At 35.9% G+C, this 17,196-nt stretch carries 18 protein-coding genes and 1 tRNA gene; 9 read left to right on the forward strand and 10 right to left on the reverse strand.

From position 1 onward, the window contains the following. Nucleotides 1-39 precede the first annotated feature (39 nt). From V3Z67_RS00925 to V3Z67_RS00935, 3 genes are all read left to right on the forward strand, one after another. Nucleotides 40-519, forward strand: coding sequence for an Lrp/AsnC family transcriptional regulator (locus V3Z67_RS00925; protein ID WP_035130789.1), 480 nt, complete (start codon nt 40-42; stop codon nt 517-519). Nucleotides 520-599: 80 nt separating this feature from the next. Further along, nucleotides 600-3,182 (forward strand): phosphoenolpyruvate carboxylase, encoded by a 2,583-nt coding sequence (locus V3Z67_RS00930; RefSeq protein WP_330441554.1) that lies wholly within the window; start codon nt 600-602, stop codon nt 3,180-3,182. A gap of 9 nt (nt 3,183-3,191) precedes the next feature. Continuing rightward, nucleotides 3,192-3,713, forward strand: coding sequence for a DinB family protein (locus V3Z67_RS00935; protein WP_330441555.1), 522 nt, complete (start codon nt 3,192-3,194; stop codon nt 3,711-3,713). A 22-nt stretch (nt 3,714-3,735) separates the two neighbouring features. On the opposite strand, the gene V3Z67_RS00940 is transcribed toward V3Z67_RS00935, so the two are convergent. The 5 genes from V3Z67_RS00940 to aroB all read right to left on the reverse strand — a co-directional run bounded on the left by V3Z67_RS00940 (nt 3,736) and on the right by aroB (nt 8,469). Then, nucleotides 3,736-4,236: a hypothetical protein gene (locus V3Z67_RS00940; RefSeq protein ID WP_330441556.1), complete on the reverse strand. Its 501-nt coding sequence runs from the start codon at nt 4,234-4,236 to the stop codon at nt 3,736-3,738. A 90-nt stretch (nt 4,237-4,326) separates the two neighbouring features. Beyond that, nucleotides 4,327-4,686 (reverse strand): DNA primase, encoded by a 360-nt coding sequence (locus V3Z67_RS00945; protein WP_330441557.1) that lies wholly within the window; start codon nt 4,684-4,686, stop codon nt 4,327-4,329. Nucleotides 4,687-4,695: 9 nt separating this feature from the next. Continuing rightward, on the reverse strand, nt 4,696-5,667 hold the full coding sequence (locus V3Z67_RS00950; RefSeq protein WP_330441558.1) for a deoxyhypusine synthase family protein: 972 nt from the start codon (nt 5,665-5,667) through the stop codon (nt 4,696-4,698). Between the two features lie 44 nt (nt 5,668-5,711). Then, nucleotides 5,712-7,112, reverse strand: coding sequence for an arginine decarboxylase (locus V3Z67_RS00955; protein WP_330441559.1), 1,401 nt, complete (start codon nt 7,110-7,112; stop codon nt 5,712-5,714). A gap of 289 nt (nt 7,113-7,401) precedes the next feature. After that, entirely contained in the window at nt 7,402-8,469 is a 1,068-nt protein-coding gene (gene aroB, locus V3Z67_RS00960; RefSeq protein ID WP_330441560.1) for a 3-dehydroquinate synthase, read from the reverse strand. A 94-nt stretch (nt 8,470-8,563) separates the two neighbouring features. Between aroB and V3Z67_RS00965 the strand changes: the two genes are divergently transcribed. The 4 genes from V3Z67_RS00965 to V3Z67_RS00980 all read left to right on the forward strand — a co-directional run bounded on the left by V3Z67_RS00965 (nt 8,564) and on the right by V3Z67_RS00980 (nt 11,124). Beyond that, on the forward strand, nt 8,564-9,739 hold the full coding sequence (locus V3Z67_RS00965; RefSeq protein WP_330441561.1) for a proline dehydrogenase family protein: 1,176 nt from the start codon (nt 8,564-8,566) through the stop codon (nt 9,737-9,739). Between the two features lie 37 nt (nt 9,740-9,776). Beyond that, nucleotides 9,777-10,151 (forward strand): DUF4258 domain-containing protein, encoded by a 375-nt coding sequence (locus V3Z67_RS00970; protein WP_157483540.1) that lies wholly within the window; start codon nt 9,777-9,779, stop codon nt 10,149-10,151. A 93-nt stretch (nt 10,152-10,244) separates the two neighbouring features. Then, nucleotides 10,245-10,319: transfer RNA gene (locus tag V3Z67_RS00975), tRNA-Val, on the forward strand. A 100-nt stretch (nt 10,320-10,419) separates the two neighbouring features. Then, entirely contained in the window at nt 10,420-11,124 is a 705-nt protein-coding gene (locus tag V3Z67_RS00980; protein WP_330441562.1) for a CPBP family intramembrane glutamic endopeptidase, read from the forward strand. Nucleotides 11,125-11,231: 107 nt separating this feature from the next. On the opposite strand, the gene V3Z67_RS00985 is transcribed toward V3Z67_RS00980, so the two are convergent. Continuing rightward, on the reverse strand, nt 11,232-12,920 hold the full coding sequence (locus V3Z67_RS00985) for an RluA family pseudouridine synthase (protein WP_330441563.1): 1,689 nt from the start codon (nt 12,918-12,920) through the stop codon (nt 11,232-11,234). Nucleotides 12,921-13,077: 157 nt separating this feature from the next. Between V3Z67_RS00985 and V3Z67_RS00990 the strand changes: the two genes are divergently transcribed. Both V3Z67_RS00990 and V3Z67_RS00995 read left to right on the forward strand, forming a co-directional pair. Further along, on the forward strand, nt 13,078-13,635 hold the full coding sequence (locus tag V3Z67_RS00990) for a DUF6642 family protein (protein WP_330441564.1): 558 nt from the start codon (nt 13,078-13,080) through the stop codon (nt 13,633-13,635). 59 nt (nt 13,636-13,694) lie between these two features. Continuing rightward, complete coding sequence (locus tag V3Z67_RS00995) at nt 13,695-14,234, forward strand: hypothetical protein (protein WP_330441565.1); 540 nt, start codon at nt 13,695-13,697, stop codon at nt 14,232-14,234. Here the strand turns inward: V3Z67_RS00995 and V3Z67_RS01000 are convergent. Genes V3Z67_RS01000 through tsaE form a run of 4 tightly spaced genes read right to left on the reverse strand, consistent with a single transcriptional unit; the run spans nt 14,227 to nt 17,194 of the window. Further along, the gene (locus V3Z67_RS01000; protein ID WP_330441566.1) at nt 14,227-14,682 is read right to left on the reverse strand and encodes a GNAT family N-acetyltransferase; all 456 of its coding nucleotides are present in this window, start codon (nt 14,680-14,682) and stop codon (nt 14,227-14,229) included. The two genes, V3Z67_RS00995 and V3Z67_RS01000, sit on opposite strands and share 8 nt — an antisense overlap. After that, nucleotides 14,669-15,499 carry a sulfite exporter TauE/SafE family protein gene (locus V3Z67_RS01005; RefSeq protein WP_330441567.1) on the reverse strand — a complete coding sequence of 277 codons (831 nt, stop codon included), beginning with the start codon at nt 15,497-15,499 and terminating at the stop codon, nt 14,669-14,671. The genes V3Z67_RS01000 and V3Z67_RS01005 overlap by 14 nt, the downstream gene beginning before the upstream one ends. A gap of 36 nt (nt 15,500-15,535) precedes the next feature. Continuing rightward, nucleotides 15,536-16,729, reverse strand: coding sequence for an alanine dehydrogenase (locus V3Z67_RS01010; protein ID WP_330441568.1), 1,194 nt, complete (start codon nt 16,727-16,729; stop codon nt 15,536-15,538). Between the two features lie 57 nt (nt 16,730-16,786). Next, nucleotides 16,787-17,194, reverse strand: a complete 408-nt coding sequence (tsaE, locus tag V3Z67_RS01015) for a tRNA (adenosine(37)-N6)-threonylcarbamoyltransferase complex ATPase subunit type 1 TsaE (protein WP_035130818.1) — start codon at nt 17,192-17,194, stop codon at nt 16,787-16,789. Nucleotides 17,195-17,196 lie beyond the last annotated feature (2 nt).

Consider the following 17,196-nt stretch of genomic DNA (forward strand, 5'->3'; position numbering starts at 1 on the left):
AATAAATATATATACCTAAATAATAAAAAAGTTACGCTTATGAGCAAGTTTCGTTTAGATGAAGTTGATCACCAGATATTAGATATGCTGATTGACAATACAAGGGTTCCTTTTACAGATATTGCTAAAAAATTGCTTATATCTGCCGGTACCGTTCACGTAAGGGTTAAAAAAATGGAAGATGCAGGAATCATCCAGGGCTCTTCTCTTACTTTAGATTACGAAAAACTTGGATATTCATTCATTGCTTATGTTGGTGTATTCCTTCATAACACCTCTCAAACTAAATTTGTTCTTGAGAGAATTAATGAAATACCTTTTGTAACTGTTGCACATGTTACTACAGGTAAGTTTAACATCTTTTGTAAAATAAGAGCAAGAGATACTAAGCACGCTAAAGAAGTAATCTTCATGATTGATGATATTGAAGGAGTTTACAGAACTGAAACGATGATATCACTTGAAGAAAGTATTAACGACAAGAAAAGGTTAATGCACACAATCTTCAAAGATCTGTAAGATTTTTTATAAAAAGTTTATAACCCTTATGTGAATAGCATAAGGGTTTTTTTATTAAATTCAGTGTAAAAATAATAAGCATGTACCCAGCCACAAAAATTGAGCGTTTTAAGGAAAATGTGGAGCTTAAATACCAGTTATTCAACAGTATTTTTATGACACTTCCTTTTGACGACATAGACAATACCGGGGTGTTACTGCCGCTTTTTACAGATGTATGTGAAGAGGGGTTTGCCCAAAACAAGAGTCCGCAACAAATATTCGACAGTTTTATTGAAAAATACCAGCAGGATAGTACTGAAAAGGAAAAAATAGACCTGATGTTCCGCTTTATACAATATGTAGAGCGACAGGTAGTACTGTTTGATGCTATTGAAGATGCCGCTTTCGTATCGTTACATAATATGGAAGGTACAGGGTCTTTAAGGGATATTAGGCATAAGGCCGATAATCAGGGTATAATTGATGAACTGAGGAAGTTTTTAGATGAATTCCAAATCAGAACCGTGCTTACGGCACACCCTACGCAGTTTTATCCGGGAAATGTACTTGGTATAATAACTGATTTAACCGAAGCTATTAAAAGGAATGACTTACCTGAAATTAAAACGCTGCTGGCGCAGTTAGGAAAAACACCTTTTATTAAAAAAGAAAAGCCAACTCCGTTTGATGAGGCTGTTAGCCTTATATGGTACCTTGAAAACGTGTTTTATAAAACGGCAGGCGAAATGGCTTTCTATATTCAGGATACTATATATAATGGTGAGCATCCGGCACATCCGGTTATGTCTTTCGGTTTCTGGCCGGGAGGAGACAGGGATGGTAACCCGTTTGTAACGACCGATATTACTCTTGATGTTGCAGGAAGACTTCGTACCTCAATCCTTAAATGTTACTATAATGATATAAGGAGAATGAGACGCAAGCTAACATTCCCTGGGGTTGAACCTTTGGTTATGGAAATTGAACAGAAGCTGTATCGTTCGGTTTTCTACTCACAGGGAGAATTATATATAGAGTTAGAAGAACTAAAAACGGTTTTAAATGAAATTAAGAACAGGATAGTTGAACATCATCAGTCCCTGTATCTTGATGAGATTGAAAAGCTAATTAATAAGGTTAATCTTTTCGGGTTCCACTTTGCTACGTTAGATATCAGGCAAAACAGCCGTATTCATGATAAAGTAGTACAGGCGGTACTGTCAAATCTGGACAATCAGAATAACACAGACCTTGCTAATGAGTATGGAGGTTTGGACGAAAAAGCCAAACTTAATGCTTTACTCGGTTTAAAAGGAAGTATTAATACCGAAGATTTTAAAGACGATAATACAAGGTTAACGCTGGAGTCTATACTGGCAATGCGTACCATACAGGAAAGAAACGGAGAGCAGGGTGCAAACCGATACATTATCAGTAATAATGAAAATGCTCATAATGTACTGGAACTGCTAACTTTATTCGAACTCCTGGGGTGGGATAAACCATCGGTAGATATTGTTCCGCTTTTTGAAACGGTAGATGATTTGAAAGAAGCGGGAGAGGCAATGCGAAAATTGTATGAAAACGAAAGTTATGCTGCTCATCTTAAAGCCAGAGGTAACAGACAAACTATTATGCTTGGTTTTTCTGACGGAACTAAAGACGGTGGTTACCTTATGGCTAACTGGAGTATATATACTGCAAAAGAAAATCTTACAGCTGTTGCCCGTGAATACGGAATCAAAGTTATATTTTTTGATGGTCGAGGCGGACCTCCGGCAAGAGGCGGTGGAAAGACCCATAAATTTTATGCCTCACTAGGTGAATCTATAGAAAATAACGAAATACAGATAACCATACAGGGACAAACTATAAGTTCAAACTTTGGTACGCTTGATTCGTGCAGGTTTAATTTGGAAAATCTGTTGAGTGCAGGGGTTACTAATGGTGTGTTTAATAAAGATAAAAAACAACTTACAGCACAGCAACGTGAAATGTTTGATGAACTGGCTAAGCTGAGTTTTGAGAAATATTCCGAATTTAAAGCGCACCCTAAGTTTTTACCGTATCTGGAAAAAATGAGTACGCTTAACTATTACGCTAAAACCAATATAGGCAGCAGGCCTTCAAAAAGGAATAAAACTGCCGAACTGGACTTTAATGATTTGAGGGCAATTCCGTTTGTAGGATCGTGGAGCCAGTTAAAGCAAAACGTACCCGGATTTTATGGTGTGGGTTATGCGCTTAGTAAAATGGAAAAACACGGTAAATGGAATGAGGTAGAAGATCTGTATGAAAACTCATTGTTTTTCAGGACACTTATTGAAAACAGTATGATGTCGTTATCCAAATCGTTTTTCCCGTTAACAGCTTATATGAGAGAGGATAAGGAGTTTGGCTCGTTTTGGGATATTATTCACGATGAGTTTTTGGAAACCAACAGGCTATTGCTTAAAATTTCAGGATTTAATGAGTTAATGGAAAATTACCCTGACGGTAAGGCTTCTATTAAAATGAGAGAACATATTGTGTTACCTTTGTTAACTATTCAGCAATATGCATTGCATAAAATAAGGTTAATGAAAAACGGAGATGAGAAAGATGATTTGCTGGATGTTTATGAAAAAATTGTAACCCGTTCCCTTTTCGGAAATATTAATGCCAGCAGAAACTCTGCCTAAAATTTAAATATGAAAATAACAGAATTATCGAATACTGAGTATGCCCCGTATTGTGAAACCTATTTGCCTAATGTTGGTGATACCTATACTTTAACCGAATGGCTTGAAGTAAGTGTTCATGAATTTGTTCATTTTATACAGGATATACCTATGGACAAACACGGATACAGGTATGCAGAAGGTAAGTGGACTATTAAGGAAATTATTCAGCATGTTATTGATACCGAGCGTATTTTTGCTTACAGGGCATTACGAATTTCCAGAAATGATAAGACTCCGTTACCGGGGTTTGATGAAAATGACTATGTGAGTAATACTGATGCAGAAAACAGAAGCCTGCAGGATATACTTACTGAGTTGGCTTTAGTAAGGCAATCTTCGCTAGTGATGTTTAAGTCTTTTTCTCAGGAACAGTTGTTGAGAAGGGGAGAAGCTTCCGGTCATGAAGTATCGGTTAGGGCATTAGGCTTTTTAATAACCGCCCACCAGTATCATCATATGAATGTATTTAAGGAAAGATATTTAGAATAAAAAAAGCCCGAAAGGGCTTTTTTTATTTACAGTCAACTTTAGATAATTTTTGGGTAGAGGAGGCCTCCTTACTTTTGTACTTCCAAATACCGTCGTCTCCCTGAATCATCTCGCCATATATTACAGAAACCTGATCTTCACCAAGGGTAAATACCAGTTCTTCTTTGTAATTCATACCTTCAGCCGAATAATTAGCAATGGCGTTGCCGGTTTTTCCGGTTAGAACCCCCTTAAAGGTGCTTAACTTCTTATCTTTTTCGGCAGGTAGCCAGTTAAAAATTCCGCTAACGCTATCGCCTTTTCTTTCAATTTCAAATACGATACTGTCCCTAATCACTTTATTAGGAGCATATTCAGGTTTACTTTCTGTTACCTGTAAAAAGCACATTTTTTCATAGGTAGGGGTTTCGGCTACATTTTTTTCTGCTTTTTCTTCAGGTACAATAATTTCTTCTTTTGTCTCTTCTTTGCAGGAAACAAGTAAACACATAACGGATATAAATGCTAATACTGTTTTTTTCATGGTCGTTGAATTTTCACTAAAATAGGGTATTAGACAAAAAAAAAGAACTCTGTTAAGAGTTCTTTAATATTTTATATGATTACCGAATAACTATTCTTCCTCTTCTTCTTCATCCTCATCTTCATTGCTTTCGCTGTCATCAGCATCAGCATCATCTTCATCGTCATTATTATTAGCGATTTCAAGATCTTTTAATGCATCAAGATCATCACCACTGTCAGAATCCATATCGTCATCTTCGTAGTTTTCAATCCTATCAGCAAGTTTAGTACTAACTTTTACAAGATAAATAGTATCTTCAGTACGTACTTCTACCGCCTCGATAGTTTCATTTTTTGCATTTTTAAAACGGATGATATCAGAATCGTCATATCCGTCAGGAAATTTGTCCACCAAAAGGGTTAAAATTTCATTAGTTAATTTGGCGTAATCAACAATAACTCTTTTCATAAAATGATATTATAAATCTAACAGGTAAGCAAAAATTAGAGGGGCAACAATTGTTGCGTCTGATTCTATAATAAATTTAGGTGTGTTTATGTCAAGTTTACCCCAGGTAATCTTTTCATTTGGAACAGCTCCAGAGTACGAACCGTAACTTGTTGTAGAGTCTGATATCTGACAGAAGTAGCTCCAGAAAGGAACATCGTGCATTTCCATATCCTGGTAAAGCATCGGCACAACGCAAATAGGGAAGTCACCCGCAATACCTCCACCAATTTGGAAGAAACCTATACCGTTATCACTGTTTTTAGAGTACCAGTCAGCAAGGAAAGTCATATACTCAATACCTGATTTCATAGTAGTAGCTTTAAGCTCACCTTTAATCACGTAAGAAGCAAAGATGTTACCCATTGTACTGTCTTCCCATCCCGGTACTACTATTGGTAAATTCTTTTCTGCAGCAGCATACATCCAACTGTCTTTAAGGTCTATTTCATAGTACTCTTCAAGAACACCGGAAAGAAGCATTTTATACATAAACTCATGAGGGAAATATCTTTCACCTTTATCATCAGCATCTTTCCAAATTTGGTATATATGTTTTTGTAACCTTCTAAAAGCTTCATGCTCAGGGATACAAGTATCTGTAACACGGTTAAGTCCACGCTCTAGTAAATCCCATTCCTGTTGTGGGGTAAGATCTCTATAGTTAGGTACTCTCTCATAGTGAGAGTGAGCTACAAGATTCATAATATCTTCTTCAAGGTTAGCCCCCGTACAAGAAATGATTTGTACTTTATCTTTACGAATCATTTCGGCGAAAATTTTTCCAAGTTCCGCTGTACTCATAGCACCTGCAAGTGTCACCATCATTTTAGCACCACCGTTAAGTTGCTCTTCATAAGCTTTAGCAGCGTCTACTAATGCAGCCGAATTGAAGTGCAGGTAGTACTTTTCAATAAACTGGCTAATTGGTCCTTTGTTCATTTTAAATCTGTTTATGTATGTTTTTTAAAAAACTCAAAAATAAATTATTTTTTATCGTAACCTAATATTTTTAGAACATCTTCTGCATCCTGTTGCTCAGAAAATACTTCGGTTGCTATAATTCCGTTTTCATCCCTGTCTATCAGTATGTGTTTTGGCTGTGGGATAAGGCAGTGGTGTAACCCGCCGTAGCCACCAATTGTTTCCTGATAAGCACCTGTATTGAAGAAACCAATATACAAAGGTTTTTCTTTATTATACTTAGGAAGGTAAATTGCATTCATGTTTTGTTCAGAATTGTAATAATCATCACTGTCACATGTCATACCTCCTAAAAGTACTCTTTCATACTGGTCGTTCCAACGGTTAACAGCAAGCATAATAAAACGCTTGTTTATTGCCCATGTGTCCGGAAGGGTAGTGATGAAAGATGAATCAATCATATTCCATTTTTCCCTGTCGTTTTGTTGTTTTTGGTAAAGTACTTGGTAAATTGCTCCGGCGCTTTCACCTACAGTAAACGAACCGAACTCTGTAAAGATGTTTGGTACATCTACATCGGCCTCTTCACAGGCAATTTTAATCTGGTTAAGTATTTCGTCTATCATGTACTGGTAATCGTATTCAAACGCCAGTGAATTTTTGATAGGGAAACCGCCGCCAATATTAAGGCTGTCAAGGCTTGGGCACTCTTTTTTAAGGCTAATGTATACTTTTAAACATTTTAAAAGCTCATTCCAGTAGTAAGAAGTATCCCTTATACCTGTGTTGATAAAGAAGTGAAGCATTTTAAGCTCCAGGTTCTTGTTCTCCTGAATTTGTTTTCTGTAAAAAGGTACAATATTCTTGTAACCTATACCTAAACGGGAGGTATAGAATTCAAATTTAGGCTCTTCTTCGGCAGCAATACGTATACCTATCTTAAACTTACCGTTAATTTTTTCCTGTAACAGGTCAAGTTCCTCATAGTTATCTATAATAGGAATAGTTTTGTTGTGGCCATTGTTAATAAGCCTTGCTATATTGTCTATGTACTGGTCTCTTTTAAAACCGTTACATATAACAAAGGTATTTTTGTTTATTTTTCCGCTTTCCAATAGTTTCTCAACTATATTGATATCAAAAGCAGATGAAGTCTCTACATGTATATTGTTTTTAAAAGCCTCATTCATTACATATTCAAAGTGAGAGCTTTTTGTACAATAACAATAGTAGTATTTACCTTCATACTTATGTTTTTCCATCGCGTTTCTAAACCATCCTTTTGCTTTCTGGATGTTATTAGAAATTTGAGGTAAGTAGGTAAACTTTAAAGGCGAACCATACTGCTCCACAAGCTTCATCAAATCGATGTTATGGAATAAAAGGTTGTCTTTATTTAGGGTAAATTCTTCCTGAGGAAAATAAAAAGTCTGATTTATTAAATCGAAATATTTTGTGTTCATGCTATTAGTGAGTTTGACTGATTATAAAATTAAGAAAAACTTAAAGTGATAATCTGTTTTCAAACTCTTAAATTAGCGTACATTATTTCTAAACTTTTGTGAATACTTTTGTTAAAGTATATTGGCATACCTGCACTTTTTTTCGTTAAAAGCCATAAAATACGCATAGTAGATAACACCTTGTTATCCCTTATGGTCACTGCTTTAAAAACTATGTGTAGGTATTTTTTCATCGGCGCAAATGTAAAAAATAATCATTCGTATTTAAAAACAATTTCTTAAAAAAATGTTATGCTAAATAGTCATGAAAAGCTTCGGTTATCAGCTCATTGTTTACAGGCTCATTAAACGATGCTTTCCCAATACCGTTTAGCACAACAAACAGCACTTCTCCAAATTCGTTTTTTTTGTCATGAGATAACAGTTTCATAACGTTTTCAATGTCGGTTTGGCTAAATTCTGTTTTCCCGAATATAGAAGTTATAACTTCTTTTATTTGGGTATAGTCATTTAAAGTTAATAAATCTTTTTTAAATGATATATAACTTTCCAGCACCATACCTATAGCAATGGCTTCACCGTGTAATAATGTTGTTTTTTCTTCGGTGTCCAGATGGTATGATTCTATGGAATGCCCCAGCGTGTGTCCAAAGTTTAATATTTTACGTAATCCTTTCTCGGTAGGGTCCTGGGTTACTACGTTGTTCTTTATGATTACCGACTCATATATAAGCTGCTGAAGGTCGTCTGTAGTTAGTTCATTAAGGTCAAGAAATTTATTCCAGTAGGCTTTGTCACAAATAAGTCCGTGTTTTAGCATCTCTGCCAGTCCGGCACGCATTTCGTTTTGCGGAAGTGTACCAAGGTAGTTAATATCCATAAGTACCGCTATAGGGTTATTGATAACACCAACCTGATTTTTAATAGAACCAAGGTCTACACCGGTTTTACCACCCACAGAAGCATCAACCATAGCCAGTAGGGAAGTGGGTACATTAATAAAATCGATACCTCGTTTAAAGGTAGACGATACAAATCCGCCTATATCGGTAATCATACCGCCACCTACGTTTATCATTATACTTTTCCTGTCACCACCCATTTCGGTAAGGGCATACCATAATTGTGTACAGGTTTCAATAGTTTTATTTATTTCGCCGGCATCAATTTCCAGTATCTCTATTTCCACTTCGGTAGCCAGTTGTGCCAAAAAGTTAGGCAGGCAAAGCTGAGAGGTGTTACTGTCGGCCACCACAAATACCTTCGAATATTTATCGGGGGTTATGGTTTCCTGTAAAAAAGAGTAACAATCGTTATTAAAAAGTATAGGATAATGTGGGGTTTGAATAGCCTGCATAACGAACAAATTTAAATATATCGCAAAATAAACTATTTTATATTATTAAATATTGATTGTAGTGTATTTATATTTGCACAAATTTTTTAACACAATGGAAAAAATCTTCAACAACACAGCAGTTGCATTTTCCCTTAAAAGTGATACAGAACTTGACAGGGCTTATTTCCTTTTTAAAATGATAGCTTCTGAGCCTCTTGTAAAAATAGGAACAGCAGTAACAAATTTTGCATTAAAAGTGCATTTACCTGTAGAAGGCCTTATCAGGGCTACGGTATTTGATCATTTTTGCGGAGGTACAAATGAGGAAGATTGCCTTCCTGTGGTAGATAAGATGTTTACTAAAGGAGTAACATCGGTGCTTGACTACTCGGTAGAAGCAAAAGAAGACGAGTCGGAATTTGATAACGCACTCAATAAAACCTTAAAAACCATTGTTTTTGCAAAAGAAAGAGCAGCGATACCATTTGCGGTATTTAAGCCAACAGGTTTCGGGCGTTTTGAACTTTACCAAAAATTGGGAGAGGGCAAATCACTTAATGAAACTGAAACTGCAGAATGGAACAGGGTTATAGAGCGCTTTGAGAAAGTTTGTAAAACGGCTCATGAAATGGATGTTGCACTGCTTATTGATGCTGAAGAAAGCTGGATGCAGGATGCAGCAGATGATCTTGTTGCCGAGATGATGCGTAAATACAACAGAGAGAAAGCTATAGTTTATAACACGTTACAAATGTATCGTTGGGACAGGCTAGAGTATCTTCAAAAATTACATGCACAGGCTAAGGAAGAAGGATTCCATATCGGGATGAAAGTAGTAAGGGGAGCCTACATGGAAAAAGAAAACAGAAGGGCAGAGGAGAAAGGTTATCAATCGCCTATTTGTCCGTCTAAAAAAGCTACAGATGAAAACTATGATGCTGCTATACAGTACATGATAGACCATATAGATACTATGGCAATTTTTGCCGGAACTCATAACGAAGATAGTTCTTACAAGCTTATGCAGCTTATGGAAGAGAAGGGGATTTCTAAAAATGATAGGAAAGTATTTTTCGGTCAGTTATATGGTATGAGTGATAATATCAGCTTTAACCTTGCGGCTAATGATTATAACGTTACTAAATATCTTCCGTTTGGACCTGTAAGAGATGTTATGCCTTACCTTATAAGAAGGGCTGAGGAAAATACATCGGTAGCCGGACAAACCACGCGTGAACTTAACCTGATAGGTGACGAAAGAAAAAGAAGAAAGCTGGAGGAGATTTAAGCCACCGTTTTTAATTACTTTTACAAAAAATTAAAAAATGAAATTTAAATACCGTTTAGCATACTTTTTATTCGGAGCTCTTTTAGGGTGTATATTTTTAGTATTCTTTTTAAAGAAAAAAGATGCCGACTTTTGTTACCTGCCTAATTGTAGGGTTCTAAAAGATATTAGGAGTAAAAGCTTTAATGTGTCTGATGAGGCTCAGGAAAAATTAGACCAAAACTGGGTCACTATGGACGATGTAAAGAAAACTACCGAGTTTGGTGATGTGGATTTTTCAAGAAGTAAAACTCCGTATAAAGGAGGTAAAATTTACATTATTGAGGGTAGAAATGCTAATAATGAGCCTATTGAAATTGAGGTAGTGAATTTTGAAAATAAAGTGCTTTTGAAAGACATAAAAAAACTTTAAAATATTTTTCAAAAACACTTGCAAATACAAATACTAAGCGTATATTTGCACTCGCAATAAGGAACTGATTACGGTTGCAATTGCAGATATAGCGGGCGATTAGCTCAGTTGGTTCAGAGCACCTCGTTTACACCGAGGGGGTCGGGGGTTCGAATCCCTCATCGCCCACAAAATTTAAAAAGCTTCAGTGAAAACTGAAGCTTTTTTTATATTAATTTACTTCATCAAAACTCTTTTTAATTCAGTATGAATTATTTAAGTTAGTAAAATGAATCAATTGAAACAATTAAAAGAGATAAACTGGTTAAAACTCCTCTTGTTTTACGGGATAATACTAGTTGGTACTTATTTTGCCCGAAAACTTCCTAACCTACTAAACCTGCTTTTGGAGCAGGTTACTGACGTTCCGTTTAGTTTTAATTATAATCACGGACTTGTAACTTTAATTGTAGCGCTATTGTTTTATAGGTTTAGCGGAATTAATCAAGAAATTACATTACTGGGTAATAATAAAATCAGGAGTTTTTTATTTCCGATAATTCTTTTTACATGCTATTCCGTTTACGGAATGAGTAACAATCATGGGGTAAACGAACATTTATGGGCTTTTATGTTCTGTTGTTTTGCTTTCGTATATAATATTATGGAAGAGTATGCATGGAGAGGATATTTGATAGAGAGTTTAGGTAACATAAATTACGTACTTAAAAGTATCATTTCAGCTATTTTTTGGAGTATTTGGCATTTGCTTATTTTTGAAAATTTTAATCAGTATGGTGGTTTTTTGATTTTCATGTTACTCTGTATCTTATTTTCATTTATATTGACATTTGCAGTGTTGAGAACAAAATCGATAATCGCAGTAGCTGCTATTCATGCTTTTATCATCAAATCAAATATAGTTGCGCTGATTTGCCTGATTCTTTTTATTATATTATTGATTACCTGGAATAAGAAATTTATTAAAAAGTAACCCAGATTAAATATAAGGATTTTTTGTTTTTAACCTCTCGCTATATTATCCCTCATAAATTATATTTTTGATATAGTCTAGTTCTAAGAATGTATGTTTATTCTTCCCTAAAATTCCTCGGGAGCTTCAAAACTCATTTTTTCCTGTGTTGCAGGGTGTACAAATTCTAAATAGGCGGCATGCAGATGTAGCCTCTCGGCAGAGGTGCCATATAAATCATCACCTACAATAGGAGTATTTAGTCCCTGTTCGTGTGCTGAATGCATACGTAACTGATGCGTACGACCAGTGAGTGGCCAAAAATGAACTTTGGTAGTCGTTTCATTTTTCGCTACAGTTTTCCATTTAGTCACGGCTTTTTTACCTTGCTCAAAGCAAACCAACTGTCGGGGTCTGTTATCAAGGTCACCACGCAACGGAAGGCTTATTTCGCCCTCACTTTCAGTAAATGTACCCGATAGTAATGCTGTATAGCGTTTGTTTACAGTGCGTCTTAAAAACTGTTTTTGTATGTCTTTGTGAGTTTCTTTTGTCTTAGCTACTACCAGTAAGCCTGAAGTTGCCATATCCAACCTATGAATAATTAAGGGCTCGATATTTCCCCACATTGCCTGAAGCCTTGTATAAACCGAATCCTGAATTACAATACCGGGAACCGAAAGTAGCTCGGCAGGTTTATTTACAACGATAAGGTAATCGTCCTCAAAAATAATTTCCAGTTTTTTGTCTTCTCCCTGATTGATTAATAGCGGATTATCATCAACAGGAGTACCTTCCAGCATATGTTCCAATATAGGTTTGCATTTACCGGTACAGGCAGGATAGTATTGTTTGTGTTGCCTTATTTCCGACTTTGGAGGCGTTCCCCACCAAAATTCGGCCATAGCTATCGGTTGGAAACCATGTTTAAAGGTATATTGCAATAGCTTAGGGGTGGCGCACTCTCCGGCAGCGGCAGGAGGTTTTCCAAACACCGTATCCTTAAATATAGCGTGAAGGCTTTTGTTTTCTCCGTTTTTATTTAAAAACACATATTGCTCAAAAAGTTGTTGCTGTAGTGCAGACGATTTTTCCCTTCGCTCTTTTTTTAAACTTTCAATAGTATTTTCGTATTCGGCGAGTTGCTGTTTAACTTCATCAGTCTTTTCCTGCCATTTGTTTATTAGCACGTTAAGCTGATGTTTATCATGCAGGCTGTGCTTTATCATAAGAGCCTCAAACTGTACATAATCATTACCAGTCAGGATCTTTTTTTGTTCCTGTCGCTGTTTTTTACGATCCTGTTTGTTGGCTTTTACAATTTGTTTGAAGTCGTTTGTTTCTTTATCAGAAGCTAAGCTATATTCCTTTAGTTTTTGCTTTAGGGAGATGTAGTTACTATTGCTCTCAATTTCTTTAACCCTGTCGTTAATGCTGTTAAGAATATACTGCTCCTTTAGGAAAAAACTATTTTCCATAAGCATATCAAAAACAGGAGGAACAAATTTAGGATGCTCATTAGACCCCGCAAGTTTACCTGAAAAAGCCGACAGATAGCCCAGTTTACCATTAGTATCCTTTACGACTAATACCCCAAACATTTTCCCGATAACATTTCCTTTTTGGTTTTCTTTTAAACCAAAGTTATGGTCCAGTTCAGTTTGAGTTTCTAAATACTGTTGCAGTTCTTCAGCCGCTATTTTTGTTAACTCATGTGGCTCATAGTAAAAAGGAAAGGTGAAGCGTTCCGGTAAATTAATTGAATTTATCAGGCTTTCAGGAAAATAGGTAATTCTGTCTTTAGGATTGCTTGCCACCGGGTAATATAATTTTTTGCGCGAAAGTAATGGTTTTCTGTTTATTGGTAAACAATTGGTGTCTATTTTATGATTACTAACATAATATAAGAGTATCAAAAATGTGATTTTAAAACACAAATATTACATTTGCTATGCATTATTTAGAATAGATTATATGGATTATGAAAACTTCATTTTCTGCCTTGAGGCTGTTGCCGATGTAGATAGGGCAGGGAATACCGAAGTGGTTAGGAATTTGGAACAGCTGGCTTTTGAGGGAATTTCCAGTATTTATAAAAACTGTGATACTATAGAAGGAATGGAGGAGAGCCTACAGGCTTTACTATATGATGATCATAATTTTAAAAACTACGAGATTATTTATTTGGTAATGCAGGGACAGGCAAACAATATTTGCCTTAATGGCTACTATTACAGCATAGAGGAAATTGCCGAACTTTTTGAAGGAAGGATGAAAGGGAAAGTAATACATTTTGCCAACTCAAAAGTATTGGATCTTGATGAAGAGGAGGCTCAGTATTTTCTTGATATTACAGGAGCTAAAGCCATATCGGGTTACGGACTTTCTTTTATCGATATTAGCAGTGTTAACCTCGATAAATTATTTTTTAGCCTTTTTGAAGATAGTGATGACGTAGTAGATATAGTGGAAGAACTGCATGAAAAACGTTATACTCTTTGTAAAAGACTTGATTTTAGATTATATTACTAATTCATTTCAATAATATGAACACCTTACAGGTAATACTAAATATAGTAAACAGTATTTTTATGAGAGAGCTCTTTTTTATTGTAATTGCTATTGTATTGTATAAATCAATATTTAAAAGGGATGATATTTATACAAAATCGATAAATTTTCTACGATGGATAATTGTTTGTTATTCAGTAATGGGACTATTATCGTATTTGCTTTTATTGGTGTTTCCTAATGAAGATTATGCTTTAATAAACAGGGCAACAGGTACTTATTGGTGGAGTTATTTATTAATGAGTACAGGCCACCTCCTTATTCCTTTGTTACTTTTAAACAAAAAATTAGGAAGAAGTATTTATTTCCTACTGTTTCTAGGTATCATGATGAATATTGGCAGATTATTTGAAAGGTTTGTAATACTAACCACCTCTCTGCACAGGGATTATTTACCACAGGCATGGGAGACAACAGAAAATAGCCTTATAGGTATGTTTTTAATTATTGCGGGAAATTTTATCTTTTCCCTATTTACAGGATTGTTAGTTGCAACCTTTATTGTACTGGTGTTTTATGTAATACACTTGTATAAAAACAGAAAGCCGACAGTTATTTAATATTGTTGACTCTGTTTTCCATTAGGTATAAATCCAAACCTTTTGCCCAGTAGTCTTTACTAATTTCACGAATTTTAAATCCAAACTTTCCGTAAAATTTATAGGTAAGTTGTGATGTGCGAACCCTCACGGCTGTTACCGTACTCATTTCTTTTATTTTTTGAATTCTGAAAAGGGTTAAGCTAGAGCCTAATCCCTGTCCATGATAATCAGGATGGAAAAAATCCCACGAAAGTATTCCTGTAGTAAGGTCGTCAGAAAGGTTTATGCCTCCTGCACCAACAATGTTTTCATTTTTAGTAAGTACATAGTATTTATAAATACTATTATCCAGATAGTGAATCAAATCCTGTTCTTCCTCCGGTGAAAAGTAATGAGGGGTATTTAGCCTGAGTAGTGCTATCAGGTATGGTTTGTCTGCAGGTGTATATTCCCTAATGTTTACCATAAAAAAGGATTCTGATTCCTACTATAATAAGGCATACAGCAAGTGCCCTTATAATAGTATGGCTTTTAATTTTATGAGAAAAATAAGCACCAAGCTGAGCCCCTGGTATAACACCCAGTGATAAGTACACTATGGTCAAAACAATATCAGTATTGTTGTAAGTGCCGTTTATGGCATGTGTAATTACACTAACAGTAGCCATAATAGCCAGTATAAAGTGTGAAGTTGCTGTAGCGATATGTACCGGGAATTTTAACCAGTTTACCATGGCAGGTACATGTATTATCCCTCCGCCAATACCTAAAAGAGGGGAGATGTAACCTACCACAACACTTATTAGTGAACCTATTGATTGTTTATAGCTGTATTCGTATGTAGTTCCGCTTTTATCGGTAAGTACAGTATGTTTATATCCTTTTTTTTCTGAATGGATAACCGAATTGGAAACAATGGCCTTATTTTTAAAGAAGAGGTATACCGACAGCCCAATTAGCATAATACCGAATATGATTTTAAATACATTCTGCGGAATGTATTTAACCGTATATACTCCCAGTATAGATCCCGGAATAGTGAATACAGCAAAAACCACCCCTGCCTTATAATCAATTCTACCAGATTTAGCATAGGCCATAGAGCCTGAAATAGAATTCACAGCTACCACAGCTATTGAGATTGCCGTAACGACCTCGGGAGGAAATTCAGTATAGAAAAGAAGTAAAAAGGGAACAAGTATAAAACCACCTCCGGCTCCAATAAGTGTTCCTAATGTTCCAATTATTAATCCGGTGATAATTAAGGTAATGGGAGTATGCAAAATTGTATTTTTTGTTTAATAGAGTAGTTATACTCTTTAAAAAATTAAAAGGTTAATGTCCCTAAAAGGTATATTAAACCATTCGGCAACCGGGCGATTGGTTAACAGCCCGTGATAAAAGTAAATACCGTTTTTAAGTCCGTAATTACATCTTATAGAACTTTCTATACCACCGTCTTCCGCAATTTGCAGTAAAAACGGAGTAATAATGTTACTAATAGACATAGAAGCCGTTTTGGAGTAACGTGATGGAATGTTCGGTACACAATAGTGTATCACGTTGTTTTTTATAAAGGTAGGCTTTTCGTGAGTTGTAACTTCAGATGTTTCAAAGCAGCCTCCGGTATCAATACATACGTCAATAATCACAGCTCCTTTTTTCATGCGTTCTACCATCGTTTCGGTAACTACGATAGGAGTACGGTTTTTACCTCTCATAGCACCAATGGCCACATCACAACGCATTAAGGCCTTTAGTAATACTTTTTCCTGTATAGTAGAGGTAAATATCCTTTGGTTAAGATTGTTTTGTAACCTGCGAAGTTTGGTGATTGAATTATCAAACACTTTTACATTAGCGCCTAGTCCAAGAGCTGTTCTGGCAGCATATTCGGCTACGGTACCGGCACCTATAATAACAACTTCTGTAGGCGGTACCCCTGTTATATTACCCAAAAGCAGGCCTTTACCTATCTTTTGGTTGATCATCAGTTCTGAAGCGATGAGTACCGAAGCGGTACCTGCAATTTCACTTAATGATTTTACAGCAGGGTAGGACCCATCCTCATCTTTAATGAATTCAAAGGCAAGTCCGGTTATTTTCTTAGAAGCTAAAGCTTCAAAATATTCTTTCTTTTGTGTTTTTATCTGTATAGCAGAAATAAGTAACCCCTGATGAGCCATCATTTCTATTTCCTGTAGTGTAGGTGGTTCAACCTTTAGTATTACAGGGCAACTAAACACTTTTTTTGTATCATTGGTTATTTCTGCTCCGGCATCACTAAAATCCTTATCGCTATAGCTGGAACTAACTCCGGCTCCGGCTTCAATCATAACGCGGTGCCCGTGTGCTACAAGTGATGCAACAGCATCAGGTATAAGGCATATTCTTCGTTCCTGATAAGATGTTTCTTTTGGGATTCCTATAAACAGGTCACTTCTCTGCTTTCCTACTTCAAGTTTCTCCTCCTGCGGAAGCAATTGCTGTTTTGTAAAGGGTGTTAACGACATGATGGTTAGGCTGAAATATTTTGATACAATTTACAAAAATAATGTTAAGTTAAATAACTATTTTACAACTACATGCCTTTTACCGTCGGGCAGTTGTTTAATGGTAATTGCCGTGTGATCTAAAGGGATAAGATTAGGTGTTTTTTCGGGCCATTCTATTAGGCACAGGTTACCCGAATAGAAGTATTCGTCTATACCCATATCATAAGCTTCCTCCTCGGTATTTAAACGATACAGGTCAAAATGGTAAAGGATGTCACCATTTTCGGTTTCATATTCATTTACGAGCGAAAAGGTAGGGCTGGAGGTCATATCCTGAACTCCAAGCTGTTTAGCCAAAGCTTTTATAAGGGTAGTTTTGCCCACGCCCATACCGGCATGGAACAAAACTATATTTTTTATGTTTGCAGACAGTATTTGCTGTGCAACACTGTCTATTTCATCTAAGGAAAATGTAATTTCCATAA

This window comes from Flavobacterium sp. C4GT6, from assembly GCF_036347315.1.
GTDB lineage: Bacteria > Bacteroidota > Bacteroidia > Flavobacteriales > Flavobacteriaceae > Flavobacterium.

Coding starts and splice junctions, on each gene's coding strand:
- V3Z67_RS00925 (WP_035130789.1), top strand. CDS start 40: ATGAGCAAGTTTCGTTTAGATGAAGTTGATCACCAGATATTAGATATG.
- V3Z67_RS00930 (WP_330441554.1), top strand. CDS start 600: ATGTACCCAGCCACAAAAATTGAGCGTTTTAAGGAAAATGTGGAGCTT.
- V3Z67_RS00935 (WP_330441555.1), top strand. CDS start 3,192: ATGAAAATAACAGAATTATCGAATACTGAGTATGCCCCGTATTGTGAA.
- V3Z67_RS00940 (WP_330441556.1), bottom strand. CDS start 4,236: ATGAAAAAAACAGTATTAGCATTTATATCCGTTATGTGTTTACTTGTT.
- V3Z67_RS00945 (WP_330441557.1), bottom strand. CDS start 4,686: ATGAAAAGAGTTATTGTTGATTACGCCAAATTAACTAATGAAATTTTA.
- V3Z67_RS00950 (WP_330441558.1), bottom strand. CDS start 5,667: ATGAACAAAGGACCAATTAGCCAGTTTATTGAAAAGTACTACCTGCAC.
- V3Z67_RS00955 (WP_330441559.1), bottom strand. CDS start 7,112: ATGAACACAAAATATTTCGATTTAATAAATCAGACTTTTTATTTTCCT.
- aroB (WP_330441560.1), bottom strand. CDS start 8,469: ATGCAGGCTATTCAAACCCCACATTATCCTATACTTTTTAATAACGAT.
- V3Z67_RS00965 (WP_330441561.1), top strand. CDS start 8,564: ATGGAAAAAATCTTCAACAACACAGCAGTTGCATTTTCCCTTAAAAGT.
- V3Z67_RS00970 (WP_157483540.1), top strand. CDS start 9,777: ATGAAATTTAAATACCGTTTAGCATACTTTTTATTCGGAGCTCTTTTA.
- V3Z67_RS00980 (WP_330441562.1), top strand. CDS start 10,420: ATGAATCAATTGAAACAATTAAAAGAGATAAACTGGTTAAAACTCCTC.
- V3Z67_RS00990 (WP_330441564.1), top strand. CDS start 13,078: ATGGATTATGAAAACTTCATTTTCTGCCTTGAGGCTGTTGCCGATGTA.
- V3Z67_RS00995 (WP_330441565.1), top strand. CDS start 13,695: ATGAGAGAGCTCTTTTTTATTGTAATTGCTATTGTATTGTATAAATCA.
- V3Z67_RS01000 (WP_330441566.1), bottom strand. CDS start 14,682: ATGGTAAACATTAGGGAATATACACCTGCAGACAAACCATACCTGATA.
- V3Z67_RS01010 (WP_330441568.1), bottom strand. CDS start 16,729: ATGTCGTTAACACCCTTTACAAAACAGCAATTGCTTCCGCAGGAGGAG.
- tsaE (WP_035130818.1), bottom strand. CDS start 17,194: ATGGAAATTACATTTTCCTTAGATGAAATAGACAGTGTTGCACAGCAA.